13 protein-coding genes are annotated in these 12,851 nt (G+C 62.8%); 9 read left to right on the forward strand and 4 right to left on the reverse strand.

Going from position 1 to position 12,851, the window contains the following annotated elements; translation table 11 throughout:
• Window positions 1-113: 113 nt before the first annotated feature.
• Together arsC and ACVC5H_RS23045 are read left to right on the forward strand one after the other, a co-directional pair.
• Window positions 114-476 (forward strand): arsenate reductase (glutaredoxin), encoded by a 363-nt coding sequence (arsC, locus tag ACVC5H_RS23040; protein WP_489620037.1) that lies wholly within the window; start codon window positions 114-116, stop codon window positions 474-476.
• Window positions 477-599: 123 nt separating this feature from the next.
• The gene (locus ACVC5H_RS23045; protein ID WP_008325257.1) at window positions 600-767 is read left to right on the forward strand and encodes a hypothetical protein; all 168 of its coding nucleotides are present in this window, start codon (window positions 600-602) and stop codon (window positions 765-767) included.
• A 19-nt stretch (window positions 768-786) separates the two neighbouring features.
• Here the strand turns inward: ACVC5H_RS23045 and ACVC5H_RS23050 are convergent, their stop codons facing one another.
• On the reverse strand, window positions 787-1,077 hold the full coding sequence (locus tag ACVC5H_RS23050) for a YkgJ family cysteine cluster protein (protein WP_489620038.1): 291 nt from the start codon (window positions 1,075-1,077) through the stop codon (window positions 787-789).
• A 133-nt stretch (window positions 1,078-1,210) separates the two neighbouring features.
• Between ACVC5H_RS23050 and ACVC5H_RS23055 the strand changes: the two genes are divergently transcribed.
• From ACVC5H_RS23055 to ACVC5H_RS23065, 3 genes are all read left to right on the forward strand, one after another.
• Window positions 1,211-1,840: a TetR/AcrR family transcriptional regulator gene (locus tag ACVC5H_RS23055; RefSeq protein WP_489620039.1), complete on the forward strand. Its 630-nt coding sequence runs from the start codon at window positions 1,211-1,213 to the stop codon at window positions 1,838-1,840.
• Window positions 1,841-1,991: 151 nt separating this feature from the next.
• On the forward strand, window positions 1,992-2,657 hold the full coding sequence (locus ACVC5H_RS23060; RefSeq protein WP_489620040.1) for a protein-L-isoaspartate O-methyltransferase family protein: 666 nt from the start codon (window positions 1,992-1,994) through the stop codon (window positions 2,655-2,657).
• Between the two features lie 27 nt (window positions 2,658-2,684).
• The gene (locus tag ACVC5H_RS23065; RefSeq protein WP_489620041.1) at window positions 2,685-3,008 is read left to right on the forward strand and encodes a rhodanese-like domain-containing protein; all 324 of its coding nucleotides are present in this window, start codon (window positions 2,685-2,687) and stop codon (window positions 3,006-3,008) included.
• A gap of 156 nt (window positions 3,009-3,164) precedes the next feature.
• Here ACVC5H_RS23065 and ACVC5H_RS23070 read toward each other — a convergent pair whose 3' ends face one another.
• Window positions 3,165-3,809: a TetR family transcriptional regulator gene (locus tag ACVC5H_RS23070; protein ID WP_489620042.1), complete on the reverse strand. Its 645-nt coding sequence runs from the start codon at window positions 3,807-3,809 to the stop codon at window positions 3,165-3,167.
• Between the two features lie 594 nt (window positions 3,810-4,403).
• On the opposite strand from ACVC5H_RS23070, the gene ACVC5H_RS23075 reads away from it, so the two are divergent.
• The 4 genes from ACVC5H_RS23075 (at window position 4,404) to ACVC5H_RS23090 (ending at window position 11,349) form a co-directional block, all read left to right on the forward strand.
• Window positions 4,404-5,612 carry an efflux RND transporter periplasmic adaptor subunit gene (locus ACVC5H_RS23075; RefSeq protein ID WP_489620043.1) on the forward strand — a complete coding sequence of 403 codons (1,209 nt, stop codon included), beginning with the start codon at window positions 4,404-4,406 and terminating at the stop codon, window positions 5,610-5,612.
• An 11-nt stretch (window positions 5,613-5,623) separates the two neighbouring features.
• The gene (locus ACVC5H_RS23080) at window positions 5,624-8,770 is read left to right on the forward strand and encodes an efflux RND transporter permease subunit (protein WP_489620044.1); all 3,147 of its coding nucleotides are present in this window, start codon (window positions 5,624-5,626) and stop codon (window positions 8,768-8,770) included.
• Window positions 8,771-8,772: 2 nt separating this feature from the next.
• Window positions 8,773-10,221 (forward strand): efflux transporter outer membrane subunit, encoded by a 1,449-nt coding sequence (locus tag ACVC5H_RS23085; RefSeq protein WP_489620045.1) that lies wholly within the window; start codon window positions 8,773-8,775, stop codon window positions 10,219-10,221.
• A 177-nt stretch (window positions 10,222-10,398) separates the two neighbouring features.
• The gene (locus tag ACVC5H_RS23090; RefSeq protein WP_489620046.1) at window positions 10,399-11,349 is read left to right on the forward strand and encodes a UDP-glucose 4-epimerase family protein; all 951 of its coding nucleotides are present in this window, start codon (window positions 10,399-10,401) and stop codon (window positions 11,347-11,349) included.
• A gap of 2 nt (window positions 11,350-11,351) precedes the next feature.
• On the opposite strand, the gene rfbD is transcribed toward ACVC5H_RS23090, so the two are convergent.
• Window positions 11,352-12,263 carry a dTDP-4-dehydrorhamnose reductase gene (gene rfbD / locus ACVC5H_RS23095; protein WP_489620047.1) on the reverse strand — a complete coding sequence of 304 codons (912 nt, stop codon included), beginning with the start codon at window positions 12,261-12,263 and terminating at the stop codon, window positions 11,352-11,354.
• Window positions 12,260-12,805: a dTDP-4-dehydrorhamnose 3,5-epimerase gene (gene rfbC, locus ACVC5H_RS23100; RefSeq protein WP_489620048.1), complete on the reverse strand. Its 546-nt coding sequence runs from the start codon at window positions 12,803-12,805 to the stop codon at window positions 12,260-12,262. The genes rfbD and rfbC overlap by 4 nt, the downstream gene beginning before the upstream one ends.
• Window positions 12,806-12,851 lie beyond the last annotated feature (46 nt).

A 12,851-nucleotide genomic window follows, 5' to 3' on the forward strand; every position in this document is an offset into this window, starting at 1 on the left:
ATCGGTGCGCTGCAACAAAAACGGATTTTACCTTAGCAGGGTGACAAAACTCGCGTTTTGCTGTCATGAATCCGCGCTAACATGGCTTTTTCTTCATCTCATCACCCGGTCTTATGAGCAACGACACCCGCGTCACCATTTATCACAACCCAAAATGCGGCACCTCGCGCAATGTCCTGCAAGGACTGCGCGACGGCGGCGTCGAGCCGACCATCATCGAATACCTGAAAAATCCGCCCGACCGGGCCACCTTGAAGCAGCTGATCGCGGCCATGGGCGTGCCGGTGCGCGAGGTGGTCCGCACCAAGGAAGCGCTCTACAAGGAATTGGGGCTGGATGCCGAGGCGGTCACCGATGAGCAACTCATCGATGCGATGCTGGAGCATCCCATCCTCATCAACCGCCCCATCGTGGTGGCGCCGAAGGGCACGATGCTGGTGCGTCCCAGCGAGCGGCTCACCGAAATCTTCCCCTGAGAACCGAAACGGGGCACATCGGCCCCGTATCAGCGTTCATTTGATGCCAAACTCGCCAAATGGCGCCGATCCGTGGTACAAAGGCAGAGTTCCTCCCTCCCCTCTATCGATTCAGGAGCAGCGGTGCATCATCGACACGAAGAAAGTACTGCCGATCTGAAGGAGCTGACGACCATCGCTCCCATCAGCCGTGAAGCCCATGCCGCCCACCTTAAAGAAAAGGTGGATACTCGCCGGCTCATCGAGGATATCCGCGAAGAAGCCCGACGGCGGCGCGAGGAAGCCTTCTAGACAGGCTTTCCCCGCCCGTTCAGGCGTTCGCTTCCGGTCGCTGGCCAGCATTGCAGCCCGGCGCGGTCAGCGTCTCCAGCCGGTTCAGCCAGGCGATGGCTTGCGGGCGCGACTCTCCACACATCTCCAGGGACGGCTGCAGGCCGGCGCAGAAGGCCGGGCGCTCGGGCCGGCCGAAGATCTTGCAGCGCATGTCATCCCCCAGTTGCACGCATGGCACGTTGGCCGGCTTGCCTTGCGGCATGCCGGGAATCGGGCTGGTGATGGAAGGGGCGATGCAGCAGGCGCCGCACGCGTCTCGGCAGTTCATGGACTTTCCTGGTGGAGCAGCGGGCCTGCATTGTAGTGCATCGCGCGGTGCTTGATCTGGCCGCTTGATCTGCCCGCTTGACGGCGGCGCGGCTTGGCACTTACAGTGCCCCGTCCCGGTAATCTTGTTTCTCATGTCTGCATCGGCCAAAGAACCGCGTTGGGAACGACGCAAGCAGGACCGCCCCCACGAATTGCTGGCGGCGGCCCTGGAATTGTTCGTCGAACGCGGCTATGCCGCCACCCGCCTGGAAGACGTGGCCGCCCGCGCGGGCGTGTCCAAGGGCACGCTCTATCTCTACTTCGACGGCAAGGAAAGCCTCTTCAAGTCGGTGGTGCGCATCAACGTCCTGCCCCTGCTGGACCAGGCCGAGGCGCGTATCGACGGCCACGCCGGCAGCAGCGCCGAATTGCTGCGCGACCTCATCATGCACTGGTGGCAGTCGGCCTCGCAGTCCGGCCTGATGGGCCTGGCCAAGCTGATGGTGGCAGAATCGGGCAACTTCCCCGAACTGGCGCGCTTCTACCATGAAGAAATCACCGAGCGCGGCGATGCCACCATCGTGCGCGTGCTCGAACGCGGCATGGCGCGCGGGGAATTCCGCCGCGTCGACGCCGAAGCGATGAAGAAGGTCATCGTCGCACCCCTGATCATGCTGATGCTGTGGGAGCAGTCGCTCGCACCTTGCGCAGCGATCCGCCTCGATCCGCTGGCCTACCTGGAGAACATGATCGACCTGTGCCTCCATGGCCTGACAGCCTGATGACGGCCTGCCCACTCGCATTGCACTGAGGAAAACCCGCAACACCAGCCCAACCGGGGCCGTTTTACGCGCACAGATGGGCTGATTACCCCGTCGGTGTTTGATAAAATGCTGCCTTTCCGTCGCTATTAGATTAGATCGAGCCACCGCCATGAATATCGAACAAGCCCGCTTCAACATGATCGAGCAGCAAATCCGCCCCTGGAACGTGCTGGCGCAAGACGTGCTGGACCTGCTGATGGTCGTCAAGCGTGAAGAATTCGTCCCGGCCGCCTATCGCAGCCTGGCCTTCTTCGATACCGAGATCCCGCTGCCCGGCGGCGAGAACATGCTGGCGCCGAAGATCGAAGCGCGCATCCTGCAGGAAGCCAATGTGAAGAAGCATGAATACGTGCTGGAAATCGGCGCGGGTTCGGGCTACATGGCCGCGCTGCTGGCGCACAAGGCACGCCACGTAACGACCGTGGAAATCTCGCCGGAACTGAAGGCCCTGGCCGAACAGAACCTGGCCGACTACGGCGTGGCCAACGTGGACGTGCAGCTGGGCAATGGCGCCCAAGGCTGGACCGGCGCCGACGGCAAGGCTGCTGAATACGACGTGATCGTCATCTCCGGCTCGCTGCCGGTGCTGCCGGATGCCTTCGGCAAGCAGCTCAAGATCGGTGGCCGCCTGCTGGCCATCGTCGGCTCGGCCCCGGTGATGGAACTGCAACTGATCACCCGTACCTCGGAACACGTTTTCGAGACCGTCAACATCGTGGAAACCCTGGCCAAGCCGCTGCATGCAGCGCTCACGCCGTCCCACTTCACGTTCTGAGCCTGACGGCCGAGACAGGAAAGCACCATGGAGCACATCTCTGCCCCGGAACTGGCGGCCTGGATCAACGATCCGGACCGCCCCACTCCCCTGCTGCTGGACGTGCGCGAGCCCTGGGAACACCAGACCTGCCACATCGCCGGCACCCAGCTGATCCCGATGAACACCATCCCCGGCCGTTTCTCGGAACTGGATGAAGAACAGCCGGTGGTCTGCATCTGCCATCACGGCGGCCGCAGCATGCAGGTGGCGGCCTTCCTGGAGCGCCAGGGATTTACCAAGGTCATCAACCTGACCGGTGGGGTACATGCCTGGGCGAACCAGGTCGATCCCTCGATGCCGACCTATTGATTCCGGCTTGTTGCTTCATATCGCCCCTGGGCCGGCGGGCGTCATGCACGTGACGCAGGCCGGTCTGGCGGGGGCCGGGTTCTCCGGCCTGCCTGATTTTCCCTCGATTTTTACCTGATCTTTCATATAGCCCGAAAACCAGCTGGTTTCCGAGGCTCAGCCCGGCTGCGCCTGCTGCAGCGAAGGTGCGGTCTTGAGCGCGTAGAGCGAGGCGGCCAGGATGCGTTCGCCATCCTTGACCAGATCAAAGCTGTCGGGAGAAAAGAACCAGTCCGTGAGCAAGCCGCTGAAGGTGGCATGCGCGGCCAGACAAGCCAGGCGGATATCGAGCGTAGCCGGAAGCTGGCCGCGCGCCACCGCGTTGCCCAGGATCTGCTCCAGCCGCAACAGGCCATCGACGTGGCACTCGCGCTGGCGGATCAGGATGGGGTCATGCGCGTCGGCAAATTCGCACTTGTTGAAGATGATGTCGAACACGCGCCGGCAGCGCTCATCGGTCGCCGCCATGGTCAGCACATAGACGCCGCTGCGCAGGAACTGGCCCAGCGGGTCTTCCACCTGCGGGCTGGCGTTTTCTTCCAGCACCGCTTCCATCGGCAGGCGCACCCGTTCGCACATGGCGTCGAACAGATCGGTCTTGTTCTTGAAATGCCAGTAAATGGCACCGCGCGTGACCTCGGCCGCCTTGGCCACGTCGGCCAACGAGGTTTGCGACACGCCGCGCTCATGGAACACCTGCTCGGCCGCATCGAGGATGCGGGAGCGGGTTTCCAGCGCTTCTTCCTTGGTCGAACGGGCCATGTCAGCAGGCTCCCGGAAAAATGACCATGACCGCGCCCGTCAGCCCGGCCATGGCGCGCCCCTGCTGCGCACGCACATGGCCCGCAACGAGCGCAAGTTTGCCATAGGCTTCATTTGAGCAGCCACGGTCATGAATGATGAGGTGAAATTCGGGCACAATATCTGGGCTTCAGTTTCGTCTTCCCCACAGCGCGGCGGTGAGGGCGCAGCGTAAGGAAGAGCTCGGGTTCAATGCTGCGGGAAGGGCATCAGAGCGGCTCTTTCACCAAAATGCAAGGTTTCGCTCATATTTAGCTACGCCATTCCGAACAATTTTGCTAAATTAATGTGATGTTTAGAAGAAATACATACATTCATGGATGTATGTATAATAGCATCCGCTTCAAGTCCCTGCCGTTCCACATCTGCAAAAAAATTCATCACCCTTGCCGGGAAGCGGGTGGGGGATTTCTTGCATTGCAGCAATCTGCGGCCTGATTCACTCATCCGACCATCTGCGGGTGACAGGCACAGCATCATCGTCGTGACCGGTTTTACCGAATTCGTTTCATCGCCGCTGTGGCGGCTTCAACTTTACTTTCGTGCGAGATATCTATGAGCTCAGTCAGTCGTTTCACGCGCCTCACCATGACCGTCGCCGTTGCCGCCGCGCTGGTCGCCTGCGGTCAGAAACCCGCCGCCCAAGGCGGCCAGATGCCGCCTGCCGAGGTCTCGGTGGTGACCATCGCCCCGCAGCGCGTGGCCATTACCAATGAACTGCCGGGCCGCGTGGAAGCCTTCCGCACGGCGCAGGTGCGCGCACGGGTGGCGGGCATCGTCCAGAAGCGCGTCTTCAAGGAAGGTAGCGAGGTCAAGGAAGGCCAGGTGCTCTTCAAGATCGATCCGGCCCAGTACCAGGCCAGCCTGGAAAGCGCCCAAGCCACGCTGGCGCGTGCCCAGGCCAACCTGACGCAGACCTCGCTGACGGTGCAGCGCTACAAGCCGCTGGTGGAAGTCAACGCCGTCTCCAGGCAGGATTACGACAACGCGGTCGCTTCCCAGAAGCAGGCTGAGGCCGATGTAGCCTCCGGCAAGGCGGCGGTGCAGACCGCCAGCCTGAACCTGGGCTATGCCACCGTGACCTCGCCCATCTCCGGACGCATCGGCCGCGCGCTGGTGACCGAAGGCGCGCTGGTGGGCCAGAGCGACGTGACCCAGCTGGCGCTGGTGCAGCAGCTCGATCCGGTCTACGTCAACGTTACCCAGTCCAGCGCCGACCTGCTGAGATTGCAACAGGCCATGGCCGCCGGCCAGTTGAAGACCGTGGGCGATAACAAGGCCAAGGTCACCCTGATGCTGGAAAACGGCCAGCCCTACGATCAGCCGGGCAAGCTGCTGTTCTCCGACGTGAGCGTCGATGAAGGCACCGGCACGGTCTCGCTGCGCGCCGAGTTCCCCAACCCCAAGCGCCTGCTGCTGCCGGGTACCTACGTGCGTGCCAAGATCGAACAGGCCGTGGACGAACAGGCCCTGCTGGTGCCGCAACAGGCCGTTACGCGTGATGCTGGCGGTTCCTCGGTGATGGTGGTCAATGCCGAGAACAAGGTCGAGGCGCGTCCGGTCAAGACGGGCGGCGCGCGCGGCAACAACTGGCAGGTCACCGATGGCTTGAAGGAAGGCGATCGCGTCATCGTGGAAGGCCTGCAGAAGGTCCGTCCGGGCGCTACCGTCAAGCCGGTCCAATGGAATCCCACGGGCGCTTCTGCACCGGCTACCGGCCAGCCGGCCAAGCCCGAGGCGAGCGCCCAACCGAAAGCTAACTAAGAGGCTGCCAGATGGGAAAGTTCTTTATTGATCGCCCCGTATTTGCGTGGGTGCTAGCAATATTCATCATGCTGGCCGGTGCGCTGGCCATCACCGGCTTGCCGGTGTCCCAGTACCCCAACATTGCGCCGCCGACCATCGTGGTCACGGCCACCTATCCGGGTGCGACCGCGCAGACCCTGGACGATTCGGTGACCAGCCTGATCGAACAGGAAATGAACGGCGCCGATGGTCTGCAATACATCGAGTCGCAAAGCCAGGCCAACGGCCAGGTGCAGATCACCATCACCTTCTCGCCGGAAACCAATCCGGACCTGGCGGCGGTGGATGTGCAGAACCGCTTGAAGCGCGTCGAGGCCCGCCTACCGGCGGCCGTGACGCAACAGGGCGTGCAGGTCACCAAGTCGCGTTCGAACTTTCTGCTCTTCATCGGCTTGTCTTCCACCGATGGCAAGCTCGATCCGGTGGCGCTGGGTGACTATCTGTCGCGTAACGTCCTCAACGAAATCAAGCGCGTGCCCGGCGTGGGCCAGGCACAGCTGTTCGGTACCGAACGCGCCATGCGCATCTGGATCGATCCGAACAAGCTGATCGGCCTGAGCCTCACACCCGGTGACGTGACCGACGCCATCACCGCGCAGAACGCGCTGGTGGCCGGTGGTACCCTGGGCGCCCTGCCCAGCCCCGGTACCCAGCAGATCGCGGCCACCGTGGTGGTCAACGGCCAGCTGACCTCGCCCGAGCAGTTCGGCAACATCGTGCTGCGCGCCAATGCCAATGGCTCGACCGTGCGCCTGCGCGACGTGGCAAGGGTAGAAGTGGGTGGCCAGAGCTATGACACCTCCGGCCGTCTGGATGGCAAGCCCTCGTCCTTCATCGGCGTGCAGCTCTCGCCCACCGCCAACGCGCTGGGCACTGCCACGGCCGTGCACAAGAAGATGGAAGAGCTGTCCAAGTACTTCCCGGCCGGCGTGAAATACACCATCCCCTACGACACCTCCAAGTTCGTCAAGATCTCGATCGAGGAAGTGGTCAAGACCCTGATCGAAGCCATCGTGCTGGTGTTCCTGGTGATGTTCCTGTTCCTGCAGAACATCCGCTACACCATCATTCCCACCATCGTGGTACCGGTGGCCTTGCTGGGTACCTTTGCCACGCTGCTGCTGTTCGGTTTCTCGATCAACGTGCTGACCATGTTCGGCATGGTGCTGGCCATCGGTATCCTGGTGGACGATGCCATCGTGGTGGTGGAAAACGTCGAACGCATCATGAGCGAGGAAGGCCTCTCGCCGCCTGAAGCCACCCGCAAGGCCATGGGCCAGATCAGCGGCGCGTTGATCGGTATCACGCTGGTGCTGATCGCGGTGTTCATCCCGATGGCCTTCTTCGGTGGTGCGGTGGGTGCGATCTATCGCCAGTTCTCGCTGTCGATGGTGGCCTCCATGGTGTTCTCGGTGCTGATGGCCTTCACCCTCACACCGGCGCTGTGCGCCACCATCCTCAAACCCGTGGAAAAGGGGCACCACCACGAGAAGAAGGGCTTCTTCGGCTGGTTCAACCGCAAGTTCAACACCACCGCCAGTGGCTACCAGGGCCTGATAGGCCGCATGCTGACCAAGGCCGGCCGCTACATGATCGTCTACGTGGTCATCGTGGCCTGCGTGGGCTTGCTGTACGTGCGCCTGCCGGCGTCCTTCCTGCCCAACGAAGACCAGGGCTACATCATCACCAACGTGCAGCTGCCGCCGGGCGCCAGCAACGCGCGCACCATCGAGGTGGTCAAGCAGATCGAGCAGTACTACCTCAAGGATCCGGCGGTGGAACACGCCATTGCGGTGCTGGGTTACTCGTTCTCCGGTAACGGCCAGAACGCGGCGCTGGTGTTCACCCCGCTGAAGGACTGGTCCGAGCGCGACAAGTCGCAGTCGGCTGATGCAATTGCCGGCAAGGCCTTCGGTGCCTTCTCGCGGATCAAGGATGCGATCGTGTTCCCGCTGAACCCGCCGCCGATTCCGGAACTGGGTAACGCGACCGGCTTCACCTTCCGTCTGCAGGACCGTGCCGGCCTCGGTCACGCTGCGCTGGTGCAGGCCCGCAACCAGATCCTGGGCATGGCGGCGCAGAGCAAGGTGCTGGCCGGTGTGCGTCCGGAAGGTCTGGAAGATGCACCGCAGCTGCAACTGGACATCGACCGCGACAAGGCCAATGCGCTGGGCGTGCCGTTCGCCACGATCAACAGCGTGCTGTCGACGGCGCTGGGTTCGTCCTACGTGAACGACTTCCCCAACCTGGGCCGCCAGCAGCGCGTGATCGTCCAGGCCGATGCCAGCCGTCGCCTGCAACCTGAAGATCTGACCGGTTTGTATGCCCGCAATTCCAACGGTGGCATGGTGCCGTTCTCGGCCTTCGTGACGGCCAAGTGGATCAACGGCCCGGTGCAGCTGATCCGCTACAACGGCTATCCGGCCATGAAGATTGCCGGTGGTGCCGCCCCCGGACGCAGTACCGGCGAAGCCATGGCCGAGATGGAATCCTTCGTGGCCAAGCTGCCGCCGGGCTTCGGTTTCGAGTGGACCGGCCAGTCGCTGGAAGAAAAGACCTCCGGCAACCAGGCCCCTGCCCTGTATGCGCTGTCGCTGATCGCGGTGTTCCTGGTGCTGGCCGCCTTGTATGAAAGCACCTCAATTCCGCTGGCGGTGATGCTGGTGGTGCCACTGGGTATCCTCGGTGCACTGCTGGGCGTGACGCTGCGCGCCATGCCCAACGACGTGTACTTCAAGGTGGGGATGATTGCGGTGGTGGGTCTGTCGGCCAAGAACGCGATTCTGATCATCGAGTTCGCCAAGGATCTGCAGGCGCAAGGCATGGGCCTGATCGAAGCGACGCTGGAAGCGGTGCATCTGCGCTTCCGTCCGATCATCATGACCTCGCTGGCCTTCATCCTCGGTGTGCTGCCGCTGGCCATCGCCTCTGGTGCCGGTTCGGCCAGCCAGCGCGCCATCGGTACCGGCGTGATGGGCGGCATGATTACCGCTACCGTGCTGGCCGTGTTCCTGGTGCCGATCTTCTTCGTGGTCGTGCGCAAAGTATTCAAGGGCAGCGAGCGTCAACGCAAGTTTGACGCCGAGCACTCGCCCAAGATTGATAGTGGAGAATGACAATGACCAATCTGTCGTTGCCGCGCTCGCCTCGCCTGCTGCAATTGTGCGCAGCGCTGATGGTGGCCGGCGTATTGGGGGGCTGCTCGCTCACTCCCACCTATGACCGTCCGCAAGCGCCGGTGGAAGCATCCTATCCGACCGACGCTGCGGGCCGTGCCGAGCTGCAGGCCGTGAACCTGGGCTGGCGCCAGTTCTTCCCGGACCAGCGCCTGCAGCAACTGATCGCTGCTGCCCTGGAGAACAACCGTGACCTGCGCACGGCGGTGCTCAACATCGAGGAAGCGCGTGCGCAGTACCAGATCACCCGCGCGGACCTGCTGCCCAGCCTGAACGTGACCGGCAGTGCCGCGCGCGCACGCACGGCGGCCAGCCAGTCGCTGACCGGCCAGCCCTACATCAGCAACAGCTATCAGGTCGGTCTGGCCGTTCCGGCCTACGAGCTGGACTTCTTCGGCCGCGTGCGTAGCCTCAAGGATTCGGCGCTGGCGACCTATCTCTCCACCGAGGAAGCCCAGAAGTCGGCGCAGATCAGCCTGATTGCCCAGGTGGCGCAGGCTTATCTCTCCGAGCGTTCCTATGCGGAGCAGCTGCAGCTGGCCAATGACACGCTCAAGTCGCGCGAAGCCAACCTCGAGCTGGCCAAGAAGAGCTTCGACGTGGGTGCCAGCTCGGCGCTGGACTACCGCCTGTCGCAGACGCTGGTGGAATCGGCCCGGGTTTCCAAGGCCGAGCTGGAGCGCCAGCGCGCGCAGGCCGAGAATGCCTTGACGCTGCTGGTCGGCAAGAAGGTGGGCAATCTGCCGCCGGCGCAACTGCTGTCGGATGAAAAGATCGTCACCGATATTCCGGCAGGGCTGCCTTCGGATCTGCTGACCAATCGTCCGGACATCCGCTCGGCCGAACAGAGCCTGCTGGCCGCCAATGCCAACATCGGCGCGGCGCGTGCGGCGTTCTTCCCGAGCATTTCGCTCACCGGCAGCTATGGCAGTGCCAGCAGCACGCTGGGTGGTTTGTTCGAGTCGGGGTCGGGCGCGTGGAGCTTTGGTCCGTCGCTGTCGCTGCCGATCTTCAATTACGGCCGCAACAGTGCCAATCTGGATCTGGCCGAAGTGCGCAAGAACCAGGCGGTGGTGACCTACGAGAAGACCATCCAGACGGCCTTCCGCGAGGTGGCCGATGCGCTGGTGGCACGCGGTGCGCTGGACGACCAGGTGAAAGCGCAGGAAGCCTTCCTCGTCGCGCAGCAGGAACGCAGGAACCTGACCGACCTGCGCTTCAAGAATGGCATTGCGTCGTCGCTGGATCAGCTCGACGCGCAGCGTGATCTGTTCTCGGCACAGCAGTCCTTGATTCAGGCGCGGCAGTTGCGGTTGAACAATGCGATTGATTTGTACAAGGCGCTGGGTGGAGGTCTCAACGAGAATACGGTGAGTACGGCCGCAAAGTAGCACGCACTACACCAGTTTGCCTTCATTGATCTCATCCCGATGCAAAAAGAGCAGACCGAGAGGTCTGCTCTTTTTTTTCCGGCGCGGATCTGGCCCGCTCTTTTTTCGGGCCGGATGCAGGGATGCCGGTGTTAGTATTGTCGACCTCTGCGACCTAGCAACGAACAAGTCCATCCAATGCGTATCCTCGTCACCGGCGGCTCCGGCTTTGTTGGCAGCGCCCTGCTGCAGCACCTGAGCGCCTGCCCCGATTATCAACTGCGTGCCGCACTGCGTTCGCCATCGGCAGCCTCCTTGCTACCTTCCGGGGTGGATGCCATCCAGGTCGGCGACATGGGTCCGGATACCGATTGGCGTTCGGCCCTAACGGGGATGGATACGGTGGTCCATTGTGCTGCCCGCGTTCACGTGATGCAGGAAACCGCCAGCGATCCCCTGGCACAGTTTCGCCAGGTCAACGTGGCGGGTACCCTGGCGCTGGCCCGGCAGGCGCGCGACGCGGGGGTAAAGCGGCTGGTCTTCCTGAGTTCGATCAAGGTCAATGGCGAGCAGACCGAGCCGGGCCACCCTTTCACGGCCGACGATGCTCCGGCGCCGGTGGATCCGTACGGGATTTCCAAAATGGAAGCCGAACAGGCGCTGCAGGCGCTGGCGGCCGAGGGCGCAATGGAGGTCGTGGTGATACGGCCGGTTCTGGTCTACGGGCCGGGGGTGAAAGCGAACTTCCGGGCCATGATGCGCTGGCTGGAAAAAGGGGTGCCACTGCCGCTGGGCGCGATCACCCACAACCGGCGCAGCCTGGTGGCACTGGACAACCTGGTTGACCTGATGACGCTGTGCCTGCATCATCCCGCCGCCGCCAACGAGGTCTTCCTGGTCAGTGATGGCGAAGATCTCTCCACCACCGGGCTGTTGCGCCGCATGGCTCATGCCATGGGCAGGCCTGCAAGACTCATTCCCGTGCCAGCGAAGGTCATCGAATGGGCGGCGCGACTGCTCGGCAAACGCGCCGTTGCGCAGCGGCTGTGCGGGTCATTGCAAGTGGATATTGGCAAGACCCGCAGCAAATTAGGCTGGGAACCACCCTGCACGCTGGATGCCGCGTTCGAACGCGTGGCTGGCAAATGATTTCAGGCGCGATGCTGCGCAAACAATTCTGCCAGGCAGCGATCGACATCATCCTGCCACGCCGCGATGGGCAAGCCGAAAGTGCGAGTGAACTTTTCCAGCGACAGGCTGGAATTGGACGGGCGTGGCGCCGGCACCGGATAGGCGGATGCCGCAATGGCCTCGATGTCGGCCGCCTTGACTTGCAAGGCCAAACCGGCCTGCTCCGCGCGCTCGATGACGTATTGAGCGTAACCATGCCAACTGGTGCGGCCGCCACCGGTGAAATGGTAAATGCCCGCCGTGTCGGCCACCCGCGCTGGCGTGCCAGCGTCCCGTCCTCCCATCAACGCATCCCGGGTCGCTTCGGCAATGGAACGGGCGAAGGTAGGCGCACCGAACTGGTCGGCCACGACGCGCAGACTGGTCCGCTCGCGCGCAAGTCGCAACATGGTCTTGAGGAAATTGCCGCCGTGCACGCCGTAGACCCAACTGGTGCGCCAGATCCAGAACTGGCCGGTCGCGGCAGCAATGGCCTGCTCGCCCTCCAGCTTGGTCTTGCCATACACGCTGCGCGGAGCCGGGGTATCACTTTCGAGATAAGGCTCAGCCTTGTCGCCGTCGAATACGTAGTCGGTGGAATAATGAATCAGCGCCGCACCCAGGGCTTGTGCCTCTTCGGCCATGACGGCAGGGGCCTGCGCATTGATCGCGCGGGCCAGCGCCTCATCTGTTTCAGCGCGGTCCACGGCGGTGTAGGCAGCGGCATTGATGATCACATCGGGAGCCTGCGCCCGGATGATGCTGCGCAACTGCCGCGTATCGGCCAGATCCAGCGTCTGGCGGTCAAATGCGGCGACTTCAGCCAGGCCGCGAAAGGCATGCACCAGCTCGCTGCCGAGCTGCCCATTCTTGCCCGTCACCAGAATCTTCATTCGAAGACCTCGGCGTCGGCCAGCAATGCGCCAGCAGCGTCCTTCGGCGACAGCGCCGGGGCACCGTCCAGCGGCCAGGTGATACCCAGCGCCGGGTCATCCCAGCGAATGCAGCGCTCATGCTGAGGCGCCCAGTAATCCGTGGTCTTGTAGAGGAATTCAGCGTAGTCGCTGGTCACCACGAAACCGTGCGCGAAGCCTGGTGGAATCCACAGTTGGCGGCGGTTTTCTGCCGACAACCGTACTGCGGTCCAGCGGCCGAAATGGGGTGAACTCTTGCGGATATCCACGGCGACGTCATACACCTCTCCCATGATGACGCGCACCAGCTTGCCCTGCGCCTGCTGGATCTGATAATGCAGGCCGCGCAACACACTGCGTGCGGAGCGCGAATGATTGTCTTGCACGAAGTGCACACGCTGGCCAGTCGCTTCCTCGAAACGCTGCTCATTGAAGCTCTCATAGAAGAAACCGCGATCATCGCCAAACACCTTGGGCTCAATGATCACAATGCCGGGCAAGTCTGTAGTCTGGATCTGCATGCTGCGTCAACTGGCGATGGAAAAATCAAAACGGACCACAGCGGGG

It is taken from the genome of Herbaspirillum sp. Her3, from assembly GCF_057961275.1.